At 73.8% G+C, this 18,703-nt stretch carries 10 protein-coding genes; 5 read left to right on the top strand and 5 right to left on the bottom strand.

The genetic code is table 11. From position 1 onward, the window contains the following. Positions 1-134: 134 nt before the first annotated feature. From OG802_RS24735 to OG802_RS24725, 3 genes are all read left to right on the top strand, one after another. Positions 135-2,186 carry a M4 family metallopeptidase gene (locus OG802_RS24735; RefSeq protein ID WP_443055313.1) on the top strand — a complete coding sequence of 684 codons (2,052 nt, stop codon included), beginning with the start codon at positions 135-137 and terminating at the stop codon, positions 2,184-2,186. 388 nt (positions 2,187-2,574) lie between these two features. Next, positions 2,575-4,239: a M4 family metallopeptidase gene (locus tag OG802_RS24730; protein ID WP_329413737.1), complete on the top strand. Its 1,665-nt coding sequence runs from the start codon at positions 2,575-2,577 to the stop codon at positions 4,237-4,239. A 72-nt stretch (positions 4,240-4,311) separates the two neighbouring features. Continuing rightward, complete coding sequence (locus tag OG802_RS24725) at positions 4,312-4,830, top strand: DUF1990 domain-containing protein (RefSeq protein WP_329413735.1); 519 nt, start codon at positions 4,312-4,314, stop codon at positions 4,828-4,830. Between the two features lie 33 nt (positions 4,831-4,863). Here the strand turns inward: OG802_RS24725 and OG802_RS24720 are convergent, their stop codons facing one another. The 5 genes from OG802_RS24720 to OG802_RS24700 form a co-directional block, all read right to left on the bottom strand. Next, entirely contained in the window at positions 4,864-6,063 is a 1,200-nt protein-coding gene (locus OG802_RS24720; protein ID WP_329413733.1) for a hypothetical protein, read from the bottom strand. A 140-nt stretch (positions 6,064-6,203) separates the two neighbouring features. Continuing rightward, positions 6,204-7,415: a vWA domain-containing protein gene (locus OG802_RS24715; RefSeq protein ID WP_329417376.1), complete on the bottom strand. Its 1,212-nt coding sequence runs from the start codon at positions 7,413-7,415 to the stop codon at positions 6,204-6,206. Between the two features lie 503 nt (positions 7,416-7,918). Further along, entirely contained in the window at positions 7,919-9,241 is a 1,323-nt protein-coding gene (locus OG802_RS24710) for an AAA family ATPase (RefSeq protein WP_329417373.1), read from the bottom strand. Positions 9,242-9,336: 95 nt separating this feature from the next. Next, complete coding sequence (locus OG802_RS24705; protein WP_329413731.1) at positions 9,337-10,812, bottom strand: hypothetical protein; 1,476 nt, start codon at positions 10,810-10,812, stop codon at positions 9,337-9,339. Between the two features lie 452 nt (positions 10,813-11,264). After that, positions 11,265-13,889, bottom strand: coding sequence for a glycosyltransferase family 1 protein (locus tag OG802_RS24700; RefSeq protein ID WP_329413728.1), 2,625 nt, complete (start codon positions 13,887-13,889; stop codon positions 11,265-11,267). Positions 13,890-14,684: 795 nt separating this feature from the next. Between OG802_RS24700 and OG802_RS24695 the strand changes: the two genes are divergently transcribed. Together OG802_RS24695 and treS are read left to right on the top strand one after the other, a co-directional pair. Next, positions 14,685-16,979: an alpha-1,4-glucan--maltose-1-phosphate maltosyltransferase gene (locus tag OG802_RS24695; protein ID WP_329413726.1), complete on the top strand. Its 2,295-nt coding sequence runs from the start codon at positions 14,685-14,687 to the stop codon at positions 16,977-16,979. Further along, positions 16,976-18,676: a maltose alpha-D-glucosyltransferase gene (treS, locus tag OG802_RS24690; protein WP_329413723.1), complete on the top strand. Its 1,701-nt coding sequence runs from the start codon at positions 16,976-16,978 to the stop codon at positions 18,674-18,676. The genes OG802_RS24695 and treS overlap by 4 nt, the downstream gene beginning before the upstream one ends. Positions 18,677-18,703 lie beyond the last annotated feature (27 nt).

The raw sequence follows: 18,703 nt of genomic DNA, 5'->3' as shown, positions 1-18,703 counted from the left end.
ACAGCAACCCCACAGCAACACCCCGCTCCAGGTTCCGCCTTGGTTCTGCGTACCGCCTTTGTCGTGCCCGTACGGCCCACCCGCCGTCGGGTCTCCCCCTGGCCGCGTGATCCGCGGCCGCGCAGAAGGAGTCCGTGTTGAGCAGCAGTCCCTCTCGCAGACGCACCCCCCACACCACCACCCGTCGTGCCGCGGCCGTCGCCCTCGTCGGCGTCTCCGCGCTCATCGCCGCCGCCGTGCAGTCGGGGGCCGCCACCGCCGCCCCCGCGCAGTCGCCGCGGGCGGGCCAGTCCCACCCCGGCGCCGAGTCGCTGCGCCTCACCCCCGCCCAGCGCGCCGCGCTGATCCGCGACGCGGACGCCGGCAAGGCCGCGACCGCCAAGGAGCTGGGCCTGGGCGCCAAGGAGGCGCTCGTCGTCCGTGACGTCGTCAAGGACGCCGACGGCACCGTGCACACCCGCTACGAGCGCACCTACGCCGGCCTGCCGGTCCTCGGCGGCGACCTCGTCGTCGAGAAGGCGAAGTCGGGCGCCACCGAGGCCGTCACCAAGGCGACCCGGGCCACCATCAAGGTCGCCTCGCTCAGCCCGGCCGTCAGCGCGGCGAAGGCGCAGAAGCAGGCAGTGGGCCTCGCGGCCGCCGGCGGCGCCGCCGGGGCCGCCGCGGACCACGCCCCGCGCAAGGTGATCTGGGCCGGCAACGGCACCCCGGTCCTCGCGTACGAGACGGTGGTGGGCGGCCTCCAGAAGGACGGCACACCGAACGAGCTGCACGTCGTCACGGACGCGACGACGGGCGCCAAGCTGTTCGAGTACCAGGGCATCGAGACCGGCACCGGCAACACGATGTACAGCGGCACGGTGACGCTCGGCACGACGCAGTCCGGGTCGACGTACAACCTGACCGACGCGGCGCGCGGCAACCACAAGACCTACAACCTCAACCACGGCTCCTCCGGCACCGGCACGCTCTTCTCCGGTCCGGACGACGTCTGGGGCAACGGCTCCGCCTCCAACGCCGAGACGGCGGCCGCCGACGCGCACTACGGCGCGGCCCTCACGTGGGACTACTACAAGAACGTGCACGGCCGCAGCGGCATCAAGGGCAACGGCGTCGGCGCGTACTCGCGGGTGCACTACGGCAACAACTACGTCAACGCGTTCTGGGACGACGGCTGCTTCTGCATGACGTACGGCGACGGCTCGGGCAACACGCACCCGCTGACGGCGATCGACGTGGCCGGCCACGAGATGACGCACGGCGTCACCTCCAACACCGCGGGCCTCAACTACAGCGGGGAGTCCGGCGGTCTCAACGAGGCCACCTCGGACATCTTCGGCACCTCCGTGGAGTTCTACGCGGCGAACCCGTCCGACGTCGGCGACTACCTCATCGGCGAGGAGATCGACATCAACGGCGACGGGTCGCCGCTGCGCTACATGGACAAGCCGAGCAAGGACGGCGCGTCCAAGGACAGCTGGTACTCGGGGATCGGCGGGGTGGACGTCCACTACTCGTCCGGCCCGGCGAACCACTTCTTCTACCTGCTGAGCGAGGGCAGCGGCGCCAAGGTCATCAACGGCGTCAGCTACAACTCGCCGACGGCGGACGGCCTTCCGGTCACCGGCATCGGCCGCGACAAGGCGGAGAAGATCTGGTTCCGCGCGCTGACCACGAAGTTCACCTCGACCACCAACTACGCGGCGGCCCGCACCGGCACGCTGGCGGCGGCCGGTGAGCTGTACGGCACCACGTCCACCGAGTACAAGGCGGTCCAGGACGCGTGGGCCGGCGTCGCGGTCGGCGCCCGCTCCGGCGGTGGCGGCGGCGGTGGCGGCACCTCCTTCGAGAACACCGCCGACGTATCGATTCCGGACAACGGCGCGGCGGTCACCTCGTCGGTCACCGTCTCGGGCCGGACCGGCAACGCGCCGTCGAACCTCGCGGTGGCCGTCGACATCGTGCACACCTACATCGGCGACCTCCGGGTGCAACTGGTGGCTCCCGACGGGTCGGTGTACACGCTGAAGGCGTACGGCACCGGCGGGAGCGCGGACAACATCAACACCACGTACACCGTGAACGCCTCCTCGGAAGCGGCCAACGGCGTGTGGCAGTTGAAGGTCCAGGACAACGCGGCCCGGGACACCGGCTACATCAACAGCTGGAAGCTGACCTTCCCGTAGGCGGCAGGCCCGGCACGGGCCACGCACAGCCGTCCGCAGGGCGGCGCACCTGACGCCGTCCCGGGGGTCGCGACCCCCGGGGCGGCGTCCGCCGTTTCCGCCGTCGTCCCGGCCGGCTCTCCCCCGCCCATCGCCCACCGGCCGGTCACCGGCCGCACACCGGCCGCGCACCCGCCGTATACCGGCCCCGCGGCGGCCGTTGACCGGGGCCGACGCCGTTCACATTCCTGCAATGTTCACCGGACAGTCGAATTTCGGCCAACATCACTTGGGGGTCCTGACATGTACGCGCCTTGATGTCAGTCTTCCCTCACCCGCCGCACAACTTCACACCCGTCTCGGGCGGCCGCCCCACGCCGCCTGGACCCCCCACATCCAAGGAGCTTGTGTGACCTCCCTCTACGCGCGTCACAAGCGCACCACTCTGGCCATCGCCACCGCCGTCGCGGCCGGAGCCCTGGTCACCACCGGTCTGACCGCCGGTACCGCCACCGCCCAGACCCCCGCGGAGAACGGCGGCAGGGCGGCCCAGCCGGCCGCGCCGGTCCAGCTGTCGGCCGCCGCCCGCACGACGCTGATCAAGCAGCAGCAGGTCGACGCGCCCGAGACCGCCCAGGCGATAGGCCTCGGCGCGAAGGAGAAGCTCGTCGTCAAGGACGTCGTCAAGGACGCCGACGGCACCGTCCACACCCGCTACGAGCGCACCTACGCGGGCCTGCCGGTCCTCGGCGGCGACCTCGTCGTGCACGAGTCGGCCACCGGCGCGTCCAAGGGCGTCACCAAGGCCAACCCGGCCACCATCAAGGTGGCCACGCTGACCGCGAAGGTCGCCCCGGCCAAGGCGGAGAAGCAGGCGCTCACCGCCGCCAAGGCCGTGGGCTCCGAGTCCACCGCGGCCGACCAGGCCCCCCGCAAGGTGGTCTGGGCGGCGAACGGCGCCCCGGTCCTCGCCTTCGAGACGGTCGTCGGCGGGTTGCAGGACGACGGCACCCCGAGCGAGCTGCACGTCATCACCGACGCGGCCACCGGCAAGAAGCTCTACGAGTACCAGGGCATCGAGACCGGCACCGGCAAGAGCCTCTACTCGGGCACCGTCACCCTCGGCACCACCAAGTCGGGCTCGACGTACAACCTGACGGACGGCTCGCGCGGCGGACACAAGACGTACAACAAGTCGCACGGCACCTCGTCCTCCGCGGGCACCCTGTTCACCGACGCGGACGACACCTGGGGCACCGGCGCGGCCTCCAGCTCCGCCACGGACCAGACGGCCGCCGTGGACGCCGCCTACGGCGCGCAGGTCACCTGGGACTTCTACAAGTCCACGTTCGGCCGCAGCGGCATCAAGAACAACGGCGTCGCCGCCTACTCCCGCGTCCACTACGGCAACGCGTACGTCAACGCGTTCTGGGACGACAGCTGCTTCTGCATGACGTACGGCGACGGCGACGGCAACAACCACCCGCTCACCTCGCTGGACGTGGCCGGCCACGAGATGAGCCACGGCGTCACCTCGAACACGGCGGGCCTGAACTACTCCGGCGAGTCCGGCGGTCTGAACGAGGCCACCTCGGACATCTTCGGCACCGGCGTGGAGTTCTACGCCAACAACGCGTCCGACAAGGGTGACTACCTCATCGGCGAGAAGATCAACATCAACGGCGACGGCACCCCGCTGCGCTACATGGACAAGCCCAGCAAGGACGGCGGCTCGGCGGACTCCTGGTCCTCCTCCGTCGGCAACAAGGACGTGCACTACTCGTCCGGCGTCGCGAACCACTTCTTCTACCTCCTGAGCGAGGGCAGCGGTTCCAAGACGATCAACGGCGTGTCCTACAACTCGCCGACGTCCAACGGCTCCACGGTCACCGGCATCGGCCGCGCCAAGGCGCTCCAGATCTGGTACAAGGCGCTCACCACGTACTTCACGTCGACGACGAACTACAAGTCGGCGCGGACGGGGACGCTGAGCGCGGCCTCCGCCCTGTACGGCTCCACCAGCGCCGAGTACAAGGCGGTCGCGGCCGCCTGGTCGGCGGTCAACGTCAGCTGACGCCACGGCGGTGAGTCACGGGCGGCACCCGGGGAGAAGGCATCCCCGGGTGCCGCCCTACTCTTGGCTCCCATGTCTTCGAACGACTTCACGTACGACGAGGTCGGCGCGACCCGCGACCGCCCGGGCTTCTGCCCGCCGGGGTACCACCCCCTCCACGTCCGCGCCCGCCTCGGCGAGGGGCACGAGGTCTTCCGCCGCGCCGCGGAGGCCGTCATGACGTGGGAGATGCACCGCGCCCTCGGCGTGGGCGTCGACGCCTCCGCGGACCGCGCGGCCCCGGACGTGGACGTCACCGTCACCCTGGCCGGCCTGGTCAGGGCCCCCTGCCGGGTGGTGTGGACGGTGGACGAGCACCGGCGCGCCGGCTGGGCCTACGGCACCCTCCCCGGCCACCCCGAGACCGGCGAGGAGTCCTTCGTCGTCGACCGCACCGGGGACGGCACGGTCTGGCTGACGGTCTCCGCCTTCAGCCGGGGCGCCAAGTGGTACGCGAGGGCCGGCGGTCCCGCCACGCGAGGCCTGCAACAGGCGTACGCCCGCCGCTGCGGCACGGTGCTCCGGGGGCTGTGCGCGGGCGAGGACGCGTAGCCGGGCGGGAGGGCGGTCCCGCCCGGCGGCGGCTCAGGTGCGGGACGTCACGCCGCAGGGCTCGTCGCCGTTTCCGGTCAGGTCCCGGCTGCGGTCGTAGGGGTCCACGGTCGGTCCGCTCGGAGCCGCGCCCGTGGGCTCGGCCGTCGTCCCGGACGTCGGGAACCGCGGGTGCAGGAAGCCGTCGTAGACGTCGCAGGCGGAGTTGCCGATGTCCCGGTCGTACCTGACGACCCTGAACCTGCCGGGCGTGGCGACGTACTTGCGCGGATCGGGGAACTCCAGGTCGAGCACGCGCCGCACGATCGTGCGGGCGACCTCGGTCGGGGCGTTCTCGTCGACGCGCGTCACCGGGTAGACGAAGGTGTAGTCGGCGTGCACGACGACGGAGGCGTGCTCGCCCGCCGTGAACGTCATGCGCCCCCGCGTCTTCACCACCTCGCCGACCAGGCGCAGCCGGCGGGGGTCGAAGCGGCTGAACAGGGACAGCGGGTCGTGCGCCTCGTCCGGCTTGCTCAGGCCGGTGTTCAGCAGGGTCAGCAGGTCCTTCTGCCGCGGCTCGATCGCGGCGAGCGCGGCCCGGGGACGGTCGCCGCGCAGGGTCGCCGGGTCGAGGTTGGCGTCGATCAGCAGCTTCCTGCTGCTCTGGAGCGCCTTCTCCACCTGGGCCTTGGACAGCGTTCCCACCGGGGTCGCCGGGGGCACGACGATGCCGGCGGCGCCGTCGGCCCACCGCAGCGCGGGGGAACCGGCGAACGGCCGTTCCAGGGTGGGCGTCTGCGGATCGACCGCGCCGGGCGCGGCGGTCGGGGCCGCGGTCTCGGCCGGCAGCGGCGAGGCGGCCGCCTCCGGGTCCCCCGCGCCGAAGGGGTCGCCGGGCAGCAGCGAGGGCCGCATCGCGACGACGGCCAGGGCCGCCGCGACGGGCAGCCCGACGATCGCCCACAGCCGCCGCCTGCGCGTCGCCCTCCTCTGCGTCTCGCGCAGGGACGGCCCCGTGCGCCAGCCCGACGGCAGCTCGCCGCGCTCCTCCTGACGCCGCAGCCGCTCGGTCACCATGCGGGCCCGAGCGGACGGCTCCTTCGGGGCGGAGTCGGGTATCCCCCGCGCGCTGTCCTGGACGAACTTCGCCCACTCCTCGTCGGATATGGAACCGGCGGCCCCCGGAGAGGACCCGCCACCGTCCCCCTCCCGCGCACCGGATCCGTGTTCTTCGGGCGATCTGTCGGACACGCTCCGTGGCCCTCTCTCTGCGTCGCTCACCGGACGGCACAGCCTATGGCAGCCCGGCCGGCGCGCGGCGAGGGGATTCCCCCGGCCGCCCCGCCCCCCATCCGCCAACCGGCCCTTCCAGCATGCCGATTGACGCCGAATCAGCCGATCTCCACCACCCGGGCCCAGTCCGGCGGGGAGTCCGGCACGGCGTCGGGATCGTTTTCGCGGTAGGAGGTCCGGGTCCGGGGGAACAGGCCCACCACCGTGCGGCACGGCGGGCGGGCCTCGGGCCAGGGGGTCTGCCCGTCGGTCAGGGCGACGATCACGTCCGGCGCGGGACGCGAGCGCAGGGCCCGGGCGAAGCCCGCGCGCAGGTCCGTGCCCCCACCGCCCAGCAGGGGGATCCCCTCGCCCCGGCACAGGGGGTGGGCCAGATGCGCCGCCGCGTCGCAGGGCACGACGGTGACCATGTCGCGCCGGCCGCCCACGGCCCGCCCGATCGCCGCGACCTCCAGCAGGGCGCTGCCCAGTTCGGCGTCGCTGATCGACCCCGAGGTGTCGACGACGACGCTCACCCGCGGGGGGCGACGGCGCAGACTCGGCAGCACCACGCCGGGCACCCCCGCCGAGCGGCGCGAGGGACGGCCGTAGGAGTAGTCCTCGCCCGCGCCCGGCCCGGACACCGCCGAGCGGATCGCCGCGCCCAGCAACTCCCGCCACGGCTGCGGCGGATGGAACGCCTCCTCGGCCCAGCGCCGCCACCCGGCGGGCGTGCTCCCGCGGCGGCCCGAGATGCCCTGCGCCACGCGGAAGCGGACCGCGTCCCGTTCCTGCTCGCTCAGTCCGTGGGCGCCGTCCGGACCCAGGTCCCACTCCCGGTCCCGTCCGTCGACGCCGCTGCCGCAGTCCAGCCAGGCGAAGTCCAGGGTGTGCGGGCCGAGCCGGAACCGGGTCAGGTACTCCTCCATCAACTCGCCCTCCGGCAGCCCCAGTCCGGCCGGTGTGACGACACCCTCGGGCCGCACCAGCCCGTCCCCGTAGGCGTCGTCGTTGATCTCGCAGTCCGCGGCGATGTTCATCCGCAGCCGCTCGCCCGGGCCGGTCAGCGCGTGCTGCCGGGCGAACCGGTCGCTGCGCCCGTGGTGGTCGCGCAGCAGGTGCGACACCTCGTGCACCCAGACCCCGGCCAGCTCCTCCACGGGCGTGCGGTCCACGAACACCGGTGAGACGTAGCACCGCCAGTGCCGGTCCACGGCCATCGTCGGCACGTGCCGCGACTCCACCGGGTGCAGGGCGAACAGGGCCGTCGCGAGGTAGGGCCGGGCCCGGACCGCCTGGAGCCGGGCCGCGAACAGCTTGCCGACATCCAGCGCCCCGGCCCCGCCCGCGCCCCCCGAGCCGAACCCCCCGGGCGCGTGGGAGCGGCCGAGGCCACCGGACCCGCCGGAGGAGCCGAGGCCGCCGGACCCGCCGGACTCCCTGGAGCGGCCGAGGCCGTCGTACCCGCCGGACTCCTTGGAGCGGCCGAGGCCGCCGGACCCGCCGGACTCCTTGGAGCGGCCGAGGCCGCCGGACCCGCCGGAGGAGCCGCGGCCACCGGACCCGCCGGACCCGCCGGGCGCGTAGGAGCGGCCGAGGCCACCGGACCCGCCGGGCGCGTAGGAGCGGCCGAGGCCACCGGACCCGCCGGAGGAGCCGAGGCCGCCAGACCCGCCGGACTCCCTGGAACGGCCGAGGCCACCGGACCCGCCGGAGGAGCCGAGGCCGCCGGACCCGCCGGACTCCCTGGAACGGCCGAGGCCGTCGGACCCGCCGGAGCGGCCGGGAGCGCCCGGCTTTCCGGCGCTCACCGGTCGGCCTTCGCGGTCGGCGCTCACCGGCCGGCCTTCGCGGTCGGCGCGTTGCGGGTCGCCGCACGGTCGGCCGCCCGGTCCGCCCGGCGGGACAGGGTCACCACCCCGGCGAGCCGCTCGATCGCCGCCGGCACGTCCCAGTCGTCGCGCCGCAGCGAGGCGAGCGTCGTCGCGGGGACGACCACGAGGTCCGGGGCGCCGGTCTCCAGGGCCCGGACGAGGAGCGCCCACGCCGCGTCCCAGCGGGCCCGGTCCGGGCGGGCCCGGACCGCCGCCACCACCCCGTCGAGGACGGCCTGGCGCAGGTCGCCGCGCTCGGGCAGTTCGGCGCCCGCCGGGTCGGCGAGCAGCGTCTCCGGGTCGGGCAGGTCCATCCGGTCCAGGCTCGCCAGCAGCTCCAGCCCCGGGCCGTCGCCGACCGCGCCCCTCACCAGCAGGGACAGCACGTCGCGGGACGAGCCCGCCGCCGTCGCGAAGGCGACCAGGGTCAGGGTCGTCTCCCAGCTGCGCGGCGACGGCCAGGCCCCGCCACGGCGCGCCTCGCTGCTCGGCAGCTGGTGCACCAGCTTGGGCCGGGCCGCGAGCAGCCCGCACACCGCGCGCCGGGCGAAGTCCACGGCTTCGGCGAGCTTCGCCGGGTCGAGCCGGGGCAGGGTCGCCCGGGGCCAGGTCCCGCCGAGGCCGCGCACGACGACCTCGTGGTCGTGGGTCCACTGCAGATGCACGAACCGGTTGGCGAGCGGCGGGCTCAGCTCCCAGCCGTCGGCCGCCGAGGAGCGCGGGTTGGCGGCGGCCACGATCCGCACGCCGGGCGGCAGGGTCAGCGCCCCGATCCGCCGCTCCAGCACCAGACGCAGCAGCGCGGCCTGCACGGCGGGCGGCGCGGTGGACAGCTCGTCGAGGAACAGCAGGCCCCGGCCGGCCCGCACCAGTCGCACCGCCCAGTCCGGCGGGGCCATCGGCACGCCCTGCTCCGCGGGATCGTCCCCGACGACGGGCAGGCCCGAGAAGTCGGACGGCTCGTGCACGCTGGCGATGACGGTCGTCAGCGGAAGGCCGAGGGAGTCGGCGAGCTGGGTCAGCGCCGCGGTCTTGCCGATCCCCGGCTCGCCCCACAGCAGCACGGGCAGGTCGGCGGCCACGGCCAGGGTGAGGGCCTCCAGCCGGTTGTCGGGGCGGGGTTCGGTGGTGACGTCCCGCAGCAGGGACAGCAGCCGGCCCGCCACGTCGAGCCGGGAGGGCGCGGGCTCAACGGAGGGGGCGGCGACGGGGGTCGGGGCGGCGACGGGGGTCGGGGCGGGGGCGGCGGGAGCGTGCGGCGGGCAGGGGGTCTGCGTGGGCATGGGGCTGGGCATGAGGCATCACCTTTGAGGTCGAGAGGGCGGCGGGCGGCGCGCAGGCGCGTGAGGGTTCGAGGGGGGCGGCGGCGGCTTCGCGGTCAGTGCGCGTGGCGCCGCGGCGGGCGCGGACGCGCGGGACGGCGGTCCGGACCGGGCCCGGAGCCGGTCAGGCCGGCCCGGAACAGGCCGTGGACGATCCGCCGGCGCGCGGCCGACTCCAGTTCGTCCCGCAGCGGGCCGTCGCGCAGGACCGCGTCGGGACCCAGCAGGCCCTCGACGACGGCCAGCGCCCCGGCGACGTCGCCGTGGAGCAGCCGGTCGCGCACGCCGACGAGGCAGTCGGGACGCCGGTGCGCGCGGTCGATCGCCCGCAGGCAGGGCAGCGGGGTGCCGGTGAGCGCGGCCAGCAGCTCCTCGCGCCGGATCTCGGCCGGGTCGTGGTCCAGCGCGGACAGCACGCCGTCGACCAGGCCGATCCGGTGCGTGGCCCCCTGGCACGCCACCAGCCGGGCACGGCCCAGCGCCGGGTCGGGGATCCGGTCGCCGTCGGCCGGACCGGCGACGGGCGGGGCGGGCCGGGGCTCCGGCGTGCCGGGCACGAGCGCCGAGGCGACCAGCGGATGCAGCTGCCCCGCCCCGACCGCCCCGGAGCGCAGCAGCGTCAGGTCGGGCAGCACCCAGGTCGCCGCGTCCGGCAGCACCGGCAGCGACGCGTCACGGCCCTCGGCGCCGCGCAGGACGGGCCCGGCCCGCCCGGTCTCCGTCCCCGGTCCGGGTCCGGGTCCGGCGGCCGTTCGCGCGGGCGTGGTCGCACCGTCCTCGCCGACGTCCAGGACCAGCCGTCGCCCGGCCCCGATCCGTACGAGGACGGAGCCGCCGTCCCGTCCCTCGGCGCGCAGCAGGATCCTCGCCTCGGCCTCCCAGCGGTCCACCGCGCAGCCGAGTTCGCGCAGCGCGCGGACGCCGGACGGATCCTGCACGGGGTCGGCGGGCGGATCCGCGGCGGGGGCGACGGACGGCAGGTCCGCCCCGCTTCTGACCCGCAGTTCACCGGCCCTGCGCGCGTCCCACAGATGACGGTGCAGGTCGAGGCGGAAGCGCCGGTCGGGGCGCGGGTGCGGATGCCGGCGGTCGTTCGTCGCCGGGTCGGAGGCGTCCAGCAGGGCGAGGCTGACGCGCTGCCCCGCGTCGGCCCAGGCGGGCGGGGTGCGCAGGACGAGCTGCACCGGACGCACCCCGTCGCGCCCGGCGCGGTCGTAGCGGGCGAGCGCGACGGTCAGGCCGGGGCGCAGCAGCCCGTCGGGGGCGATCCTCGGCAGATGCCAGCGCAGCAGGTCGGGGGCCAGATGGCGCAGGTCGGAGCGGATCCGGACAGCCGACTCGCGGCCGTGGGTACGCGCCCGGAGCCGCAGATCGAAGTCGACGTCGAACCCGGCGGCGGCGCACGCTCCGGCCCAGTCCCCGGCGCGGCGGCGGGCGGTCGCGGTCTCGATCATGGCGGCCGGCACGGCGAACTCGCGCACGCGCGGCCAGAAGGACAAGCGGTGGTCCTCGTTCACGGAGTGAGTGGGCATCAGCACTCACCTTGCGCGGACGGGTCCCCCGATCTGTGTGCAGAAGGAGTGGTCATCGCCGGGACGATAGCGCCGTCCGGGCCCCCGCGCCCACCGAATTACCCCGCCCCGTCCGCCCGGCGCCCCCGGCGCGGCCGGCTCCGGCGCGTGCGGGGACGTCCGTGCCCCGGCCGGCCGGGCCCGGCAGCCGCGGGAGGGCGGCCGCCGGAGGTCAGCCCGGCCCGCTGCTCCTCCCGGTGGGACGCGGCCACGCCCTCCCGGCGGCCGCCCGCCCGGGCGCTCCGGGCTGCGGCACGACGGGAAGGCGGACGGCCTTCGACTGCCGGGCGGCCGCCGGACGTCAGCCCGGCGTCCCCTCCCAGCGGACGCGACCCCGCGCGGGAAGGCGTTCGACTGCCGAGCGTCCGGCGTCGGACGTCGGACTTCGGACGTCCGGCGTCCGGCGTCAGACGTCAGCGCAGCAGCACGCCCGCGCCCTCGACGGCCTCCTCCGACGGCACCTCCACCAGTCCGAGTTCCGCGCCGGAGGCCAGCAGCCGGTGGGCCGGCAGGATGCGGACGGTGTAGCCGAACGGGCCGGTGCGGTCCAGGGAGAGCGGGCCCTCGTAGACCCAGCGGCCCTCCAGGTCGGGGCCGCCCGCCGGTTTGAGCGGGACCGACGAGGCGTCCGTGATCCGGTCCTCCTCGTCGACGCGGCCCGACACGGCCTGCACCTCGACGTCGTCGGGGGTGAGGTCGCCGAGGCCCACCCGCACCCTGAGCGCGAGGGTCGTGCCGAGTTCGGCGGTGGCGGCGGTCACCGACGTCTCGACGTGGTCGACCCGCACGGCGTGCCAGGAGGAGCGCACCCGCTGCTTCCATTGGGCGAGTTCACGCGCCGTGCCGGGGGCCATCGTCCGGTGCGCGTGGGCGGCCGGCGCGTAGAGCCGCTCCACGTACTCGCGGACCATGCGCCCCGCCAGCACCTTGGGGCCGAGATTGCCGAGCGTCCGGCGGACCATCTCGATCCAGCGGTCGGGCAGGCCCGCCCGGCCGCGTTCGTAGAAACGCGGCGCGATCCGCTGTTCGAGGAGGTCGTAGAGGGCGGCCGCCTCGATGTCGTCACGGCGGTCGACGTCGGTGCCGGCGCCGTCCGCGGTGGGGATCGCCCAGCCGAAGTCGGGCTGGAACCACTCGTCCCACCAGCCGTCCAGGACGGACAGGTTGAGACAGCCGTTGAGCGCCGCCTTCATGCCGGACGTGCCGCAGGCCTCCAGCGGACGCAGGGGGTTGTTCAGCCAGATGTCGCAGCCGGGGTACAGCTTCTGCGCCATCGCCATGCCGTAGTCGGGCAGGAAGACGATCCGGTGCCGCACGCGCGGGTCGTCGGTGAACCGGACCAGCTCCTGGACCAGGCGCTTCCCGCCGTCGTCCGCCGGGTGCGCCTTGCCCGCGACGACGATCTGGATCGGCCGCTCGGAGTGCAGCAGCAGGTCCGTGAGCCGGTCGCGGTCGCGCAGCATCAGCGTCAGCCGCTTGTACGAGGGGACCCGGCGGGCGAAGCCGATGGTGAGGACGTCCGGGTCGAGGACGCCGTCGATCCAGCCCAACTCGGCCGTGGCCGCGCCGCGTTGACGCCAGGAGGCGCGCAGTCGCCGGCGCACCTCCACCACGAGCTGCTCGCGCAGATCGCGGCGCAGCTCCCAGACGTCCTGGTCGGGGATGTCGGCGACGGCGTCCCAGCGCTCCGAGCCGCCGACGCTGAGGGCGTCCTCGGCGCGCTCGGCGCCGATCTGGCGGGCCCCCAGGCGCAGCACCTCGGGAGCCACCCACGTGGGGGCGTGCACGCCGTTGGTGACGGACGTGATCGGCACCTCGTCGGGGTCGAACCCGGGCCACAGGCCGGAGAACATCTCCCGGCTGACACTGCCGTGCAGCAGGGACACGCCGTTCGCGCGCTGGGCCAGCCGCAGGCCCATGACGGCCATGTTGAAGAGGTTCGGCTCGCCGCCGGGGTAGGTCTCCATGCCCAGCCGCAGGATGCGGTCGACGTCGATGCGCGGCAGCTCGGCGTCGGGGCCGAAGTGCCGGGCGACGAGACCGCGGTCGAAGCGGTCGATGCCGGCGGGGACCGGGGTGTGGGTGGTGAAGACCGTCCCGGCTCGCACCGCTTCCAGCGCGGAGTCGAAGTCGAGCCCCTCGTCGCCGAGTTCGGCGATGCGCTCCAGGCCGAGGAAGCCCGCGTGGCCCTCGTTGGTGTGGAACACCTCGGGCCGCGGGTGCCCCGTCAGCCGGCAGTACGCGCGTACCGCCCGGACACCTCCTATGCCGAGCAGCATCTCCTGGAGCAGCCGGTGCTCGCTGCCGCCGCCGTAGAGCCGGTCGGTCACCCCGCGTTCGCCGTGGTCGTTCTCCTCGACGTCGGAGTCGAGCATGAGGAGCGGGACGCGGCCGACCTGGGCCAGCCAGACGCGGGCGTGGAGCCGTTTGCCGCCCGGCAGGGCGAGGGAGACGCGCGCGGGCGAGCCGTCGTCCTCCCGCAGCAGGGTCACCGGCAGCTCGTTGGGGTCGAGGACGGGGTAGTGCTCCTGCTGCCAGCCGTCCCGCGACAGCGACTGGCGGAAGTAGCCGTGCCGGTAGAGCAGTCCGACGCCGATCAGCGGGACGCCCAGGTCGCTGGCCGCCTTCAGGTGGTCGCCCGCGAGGATGCCGAGACCGCCGGAGTACTGCGGGAGCGCGGCGGTGACGCCGAACTCGGGCGAGAAGTAGGCGATGGCGGCGGGCAGTCCCGCGGAGGCGGGCTGCGCCTGGTACCAGCGGTCGCCGGTGCGGTAGTCGTGCAGGTCGTCGGCGGCGGCGGCGAGCCGGCGCAGGAAGCGGCGGTCCTCGGCCAGCTCGGCGAGACGTGCCGGGCGCACGCTGCCGAGGAGTCTCACCGGGTCGCCGTCGACGAGCGCCCAGCACTCGGGATCGACGGACTGGAAGAGGTCACGGGTCTGCGCGTGCCACGACCAGCGCAGATTGCGGGACAGGTCGCTGAGCGGTCGGAGGGGTTCGGGGAGGAGGGGTCGGACGGTGAATCGACGGATCGCCTTCACATTCCACCTCGGCGTAGCGCGTTCGCTGGATGGACCCACGGCGGTGTGGGCCCACGTCTACGGAAACGGTACCGGCGCGGGTGTCGACCTCGCTGGGGGCTGGCCGCCCGCGGGCCGCCGCGTTTCGCCGCGGACGGCCGCGCACCGCGGACGCCGCAAGGGACGGGCCGCCCTGGACCCGGTGTCCCGGGCGGGGCCGCAACGGGCCGAAAACCCTGTTTCCGCCCGCTTCCGCCCCGGAGGCCGCCTTGTGGCGCTTCGCGCACCGCGAGAGGCTGCCCCTGGCGTGCCCGGGCCCGGCCGGGGCGCGCCGCGTCGAGGAGGGGAACTCGGACCATGGCACGGACGCGCGCGTCTGCGCCGGGCGGGGGGCCTGACGGCGGTCGTGGCGGCCGCCGCGCCGTCGGCCGTCCCCCTGTCCGCGCCGCACCGGCGGGGACGGCACCCGTCGCCGGGCTGCCGGTCCCGTGCGCGGCGGTGCGCGCCCCCGCCCGGTCCGGCGTGGTCGTGGAGGGGTCGCACGGCAAGGTGTCCGGCCGTGGGTCCGGTTCGCCGGAGAGGCTCCCGCGCGTGCCACCGTTCATGGGACGGACGTCCGGAAGCGGCTCCGCGTTCGTCCGGATCCAGGCGTCTCTTGTGTAAAGACATGGGCGGGAGCTGTTAACAAAGCGCCGGATTGCACACCCGAATAGGGTGGAAGGCTCCCCCGGTACTCCCCCAGCAGGTATTCACCCCGCAGGACCCACCTCCCCACATCCATCCGCCCACCCCCCGTTGATGCGGACAGGAGCGGTCATGCCAGCCAGGCACCACCCGTCATCACCCCCGACGCCCCGTACCGAGAGCGGCGGGACCGCCGAGACCGGTCCCCCGCACGAGGACGGCAGGACCAGCAGGGCCGCCACGAGCGGCGAGACCGTCAGGAGCGGCAAGGCCGCCAAGGGCGGCAAGAGCAGCAAGAGCGGCAGCACCGGCAAGGACGGCAAGCGCGCCAAGGGCGGCAAGGCGGCCAAGGGCGCGAAGGGCGTCGCCGCCGACGGATCCGCCGAGTGGACGGAGCGGGCCGGGGCGGCTCGGGGCCCCGGTTGCGCCGGGGGCGGTCGTGCCACCGCCGTCGGGCGCATACCCGTCCTCGACGTCCGCCCCCTGGTCCAGCAGGGGCGCCGGCCGGCCAAGGCGGTCGTCGGCGAGACGTTCGAGGTCTCGGCCACGGTGTTCCGCGAGGGGCATGACGCGGTCGCCGCCAACGTGGTCCTGCGGGATCCGCAGGGCTCGCCCGGCCCGTGGACGCCGATGCGCGAGCTGGCCCCCGGCACGGACCGCTGGGGGGCGGACGTCACCCCGGACGCGGAGGGCCGCTGGACCTACACGGTGGAGGCCTGGGGCGACCCGGTCGCCACCTGGCGGCATCACGCCCGCATCAAGATCCCCGCCGGGATGGACACGGAAGCGGTCCTGGAGGAGGGCGCGCGTCTGTACGAGCGGGCCGCCGCCGGAGCGCCCGAGGGGCCGGACCGCACCGCGGTGCTGGCGGCCGCCGAGGCCCTGCGCGACGAGAGCCGTCCGGCCGTCTCACGGCTGGCGGCGGCGCTGACGCCCGAGGTGGACGCCGTCCTGGAGCGGCATCCGCTGCGGGAGCTGGTGACGGCCTCGGAGCCGCTGCCGCTGCTGGTGGAGCGGGAGCGGGCCCTGTACGGGTCCTGGTACGAGTTCTTCCCGCGCTCGGAGGGCACTCCGGAGCGCCCGCACGGCACGTTCCGCACCGCCGCCCGCCGACTGCCGGCCATCGCGAGGATGGGCTTCGACGTCGTCTACCTCCCGCCGATCCATCCCATCGGGACGACGTTCCGCAAGGGCCGCAACAACACCCTCGATCCTGGGCCGGACGACGTGGGCGTGCCGTGGGCGATCGGCTCGCCGGAGGGCGGCCACGACGCCGTCCACCCCGACCTGGGCACCCTGGAGGACTTCGCCGCGTTCGTGGAGCGGGCCCGCGAGCTGGGGCTGGAGATCGCCCTCGACTTCGCCCTTCAGTGCTCCCCCGACCACCCGTGGGTGCAGAAACACCCGGAGTGGTTCCACCACCGTCCGGACGGGACGATCGCCTACGCGGAGAACCCGCCGAAGAAGTACCAGGACATCTACCCGATCGCCTTCGACGCCGACATGGACGGCCTGGTCGCCGAGACCGTCCGGGTGCTGCGGCACTGGATGGCGTACGGGGTGCGGATCTTCCGGGTGGACAACCCGCACACCAAGCCGGTCGTGTTCTGGGAGCGGGTCATCGGCGAGGTGAACGGGGCCGACCCGGACGTGATCTTCCTCGCCGAGGCCTTCACCCGCCCGGCGATGATGCACACGCTCGGCCAGATCGGCTTCCAGCAGTCCTACACCTACTTCACCTGGCGCAACACGAAGCAGGAACTGACGGAGTACCTAACCGAACTCTCGGGGGAGGCCGCCTCCTACATGCGGCCCAACTTCTTCCCCAACACGCCGGACATCCTGCACGCCTATCTGCAGCACGGCGGCCGGCCCGCGTTCGAGATCCGGGCCGTGCTGGCCGCGACCCTCTCCCCGACCTGGGGCCTCTACAGCGGCTACGAGCTGTGCGAGAACGCGCCGTTGCGGGAGGGCGGCGAGGAGTACCTGGACTCGGAGAAGTACCAGCTCAGGCCGCGTGACTGGGAGGCGGCCGAGCGCGAGGGCCGCAGCCTGGCCCCGCTGATCACGAGGCTCAACGAGATCCGGCGGGCCCACCCGGCCCTGCACCGGCTGCGCAACCTGCGCTTCCACCACACCGACCAGGAAGCGGTGATCGCCTACTCGAAGAGGAGCGGCTCGAACACGGTTCTGGTGGTCGTCAACCTCGACCCCCACCACACCCAGGAGGCGACGGTGTCGTTGGACATGCCGCAACTCGGCCTGGACTGGCACGAGTCCGCGCCGGTGCGCGACGAGCTGACCGGCGAGACCTACCACTGGGGCAGGGCCAACTACGTGCGCCTCGAACCGGGCACCCGGCCCGCGCACGTCTTCACCGTCCTGCGACCGTCCAACCCGCAGATCGGAGGGTCACCCACATCATGATCGTCAACGAGCCCGTTCCGGACACCTTCGAGGACACTCCCGCCAAGGACCGCGACCCCGAGTGGTTCAAGCGCGCCGTCTTCTACGAAGTCCTCGTCCGCTCGTTCCAGGACAGCAACGGCGACGGCGTCGGCGACCTCAAGGGCATCACCGCCAAACTGGACTACCTGCAATGGCTCGGCGTCGACTGCCTCTGGCTGCCGCCCTTCTTCAAGTCGCCCCTGCGCGACGGCGGCTACGACGTCTCCGACTACACCGCCGTCCTGCCCGAGTTCGGCGACCTCGCCGACTTCGTCGAGTTCGTCGACGCCGCCCACCAGCGCGGCATGCGCGTCATCATCGACTTCGTCATGAACCACACCAGCGACCAGCACCCGTGGTTCCAGGAGTCGCGCAAGGACCCCGACGGCCCCTACGGCGACTACTACATGTGGGCCGACGACGACAAGCAGTACGGCGACGCCCGCATCATCTTCGTCGACACCGAGGTCTCCAACTGGACCTTCGACCCCGTCCGCAAGCAGTACTTCTTCCACCGCTTCTTCTCCCACCAGCCCGACCTCAACTACGAGAACCCGGCCGTCCAGGACGAGATGATCTCCGCGCTGCGGTTCTGGCTGGACCTGGGGATCGACGGGTTCCGCCTCGACGCCGTGCCCTACCTGTACGCCGAGGAGGGCACGAACTGCGAGAACCTCCCCGCGACGCACGAGTTCCTCAAGCGGGTCCGCAAGGAGATCGACGCCGCCTATCCGGACACGGTGATCCTGGCGGAGGCCAACCAGTGGCCCGAGGACGTCGTGGACTACTTCGGCGACTACGCCTCCGGCGGCGACGAATGCCACATGGCCTTCCACTTCCCCGTCATGCCGCGCATCTTCATGGCCGTGCGCCGCGAGTCGCGCTACCCCGTCTCCGAGATCCTCGCCAAGACCCCCGCCATCCCCGCGAACTGCCAGTGGGGCATCTTCCTGCGCAATCACGACGAGCTGACCCTCGAGATGGTCACCGACGAAGAGCGCGACTACATGTACGCCGAATACGCCAAAGACCCGCGTATGCGCGCCAACATCGGCATCCGCCGCCGCCTCGCGCCCCTCCTCGACAACGACCGCAACCAGATCGAGCTGTTCACCGCACTGCTGCTGTCCCTGCCCGGCTCCCCGATCCTCTACTACGGCGACGAGATCGGCATGGGCGACAACATCTGGCTCGGCGACCGCGACGCCGTGCGCACCCCCATGCAGTGGACCCCCGACCGCAACGCCGGCTTCTCCTCCTGCGACCCCGGCCGCCTCTCCCTGCCCACCATCATGGACCCCGTCTACGGCTACCAGGTCACCAACGTCGAGGCGTCCATGTCGTCGCCCTCCTCGCTGCTGCACTGGACCCGCCGCATGATCGAGATCCGCAAGCAGAACCACGCCTTCGGCCTGGGCACCTACACCGAACTGCCCTCCTCCAACCCCGCCGTCCTCGCCTTCCTGCGCGAACACGAGGACGACCTGGTGCTGTGCGTGCACAACTTCTCACGCTTCGCACAGCCCACCGAACTCGACCTCAGCCGCTTCATGGGGCGGTATCCGGTGGAGCTGTTCGGCGGGGTGCGCTTCCCGGCGGTCGGCGAGCTGCCCTACCTGCTGACGCTGGCCGGGCACGGCTTCTACTGGTTCCGGCTGCGCAAGGATCCGGCCTAGTCCGGGGCCGCGGGCCCGCTACCCCGG

Source organism: Streptomyces sp. NBC_00704, from assembly GCF_036226605.1.
GTDB lineage: Bacteria > Actinomycetota > Actinomycetes > Streptomycetales > Streptomycetaceae > Streptomyces.
The sequence above is the reverse complement of the archived record's forward strand: the minus strand, read 5'-3'. Positions and strand labels throughout refer to the sequence as shown.

Coding starts and splice junctions, on each gene's coding strand:
- OG802_RS24725 (WP_329413735.1), top strand. CDS start 4,312: ATGTCTTCGAACGACTTCACGTACGACGAGGTCGGCGCGACCCGCGAC.
- OG802_RS24710 (WP_329417373.1), bottom strand. CDS start 9,241: ATGCCCACGCAGACCCCCTGCCCGCCGCACGCTCCCGCCGCCCCCGCC.
- OG802_RS24705 (WP_329413731.1), bottom strand. CDS start 10,812: ATGCCCACTCACTCCGTGAACGAGGACCACCGCTTGTCCTTCTGGCCG.
- OG802_RS24695 (WP_329413726.1), top strand. CDS start 14,685: ATGCCAGCCAGGCACCACCCGTCATCACCCCCGACGCCCCGTACCGAG.
- treS (WP_329413723.1), top strand. CDS start 16,976: ATGATCGTCAACGAGCCCGTTCCGGACACCTTCGAGGACACTCCCGCC.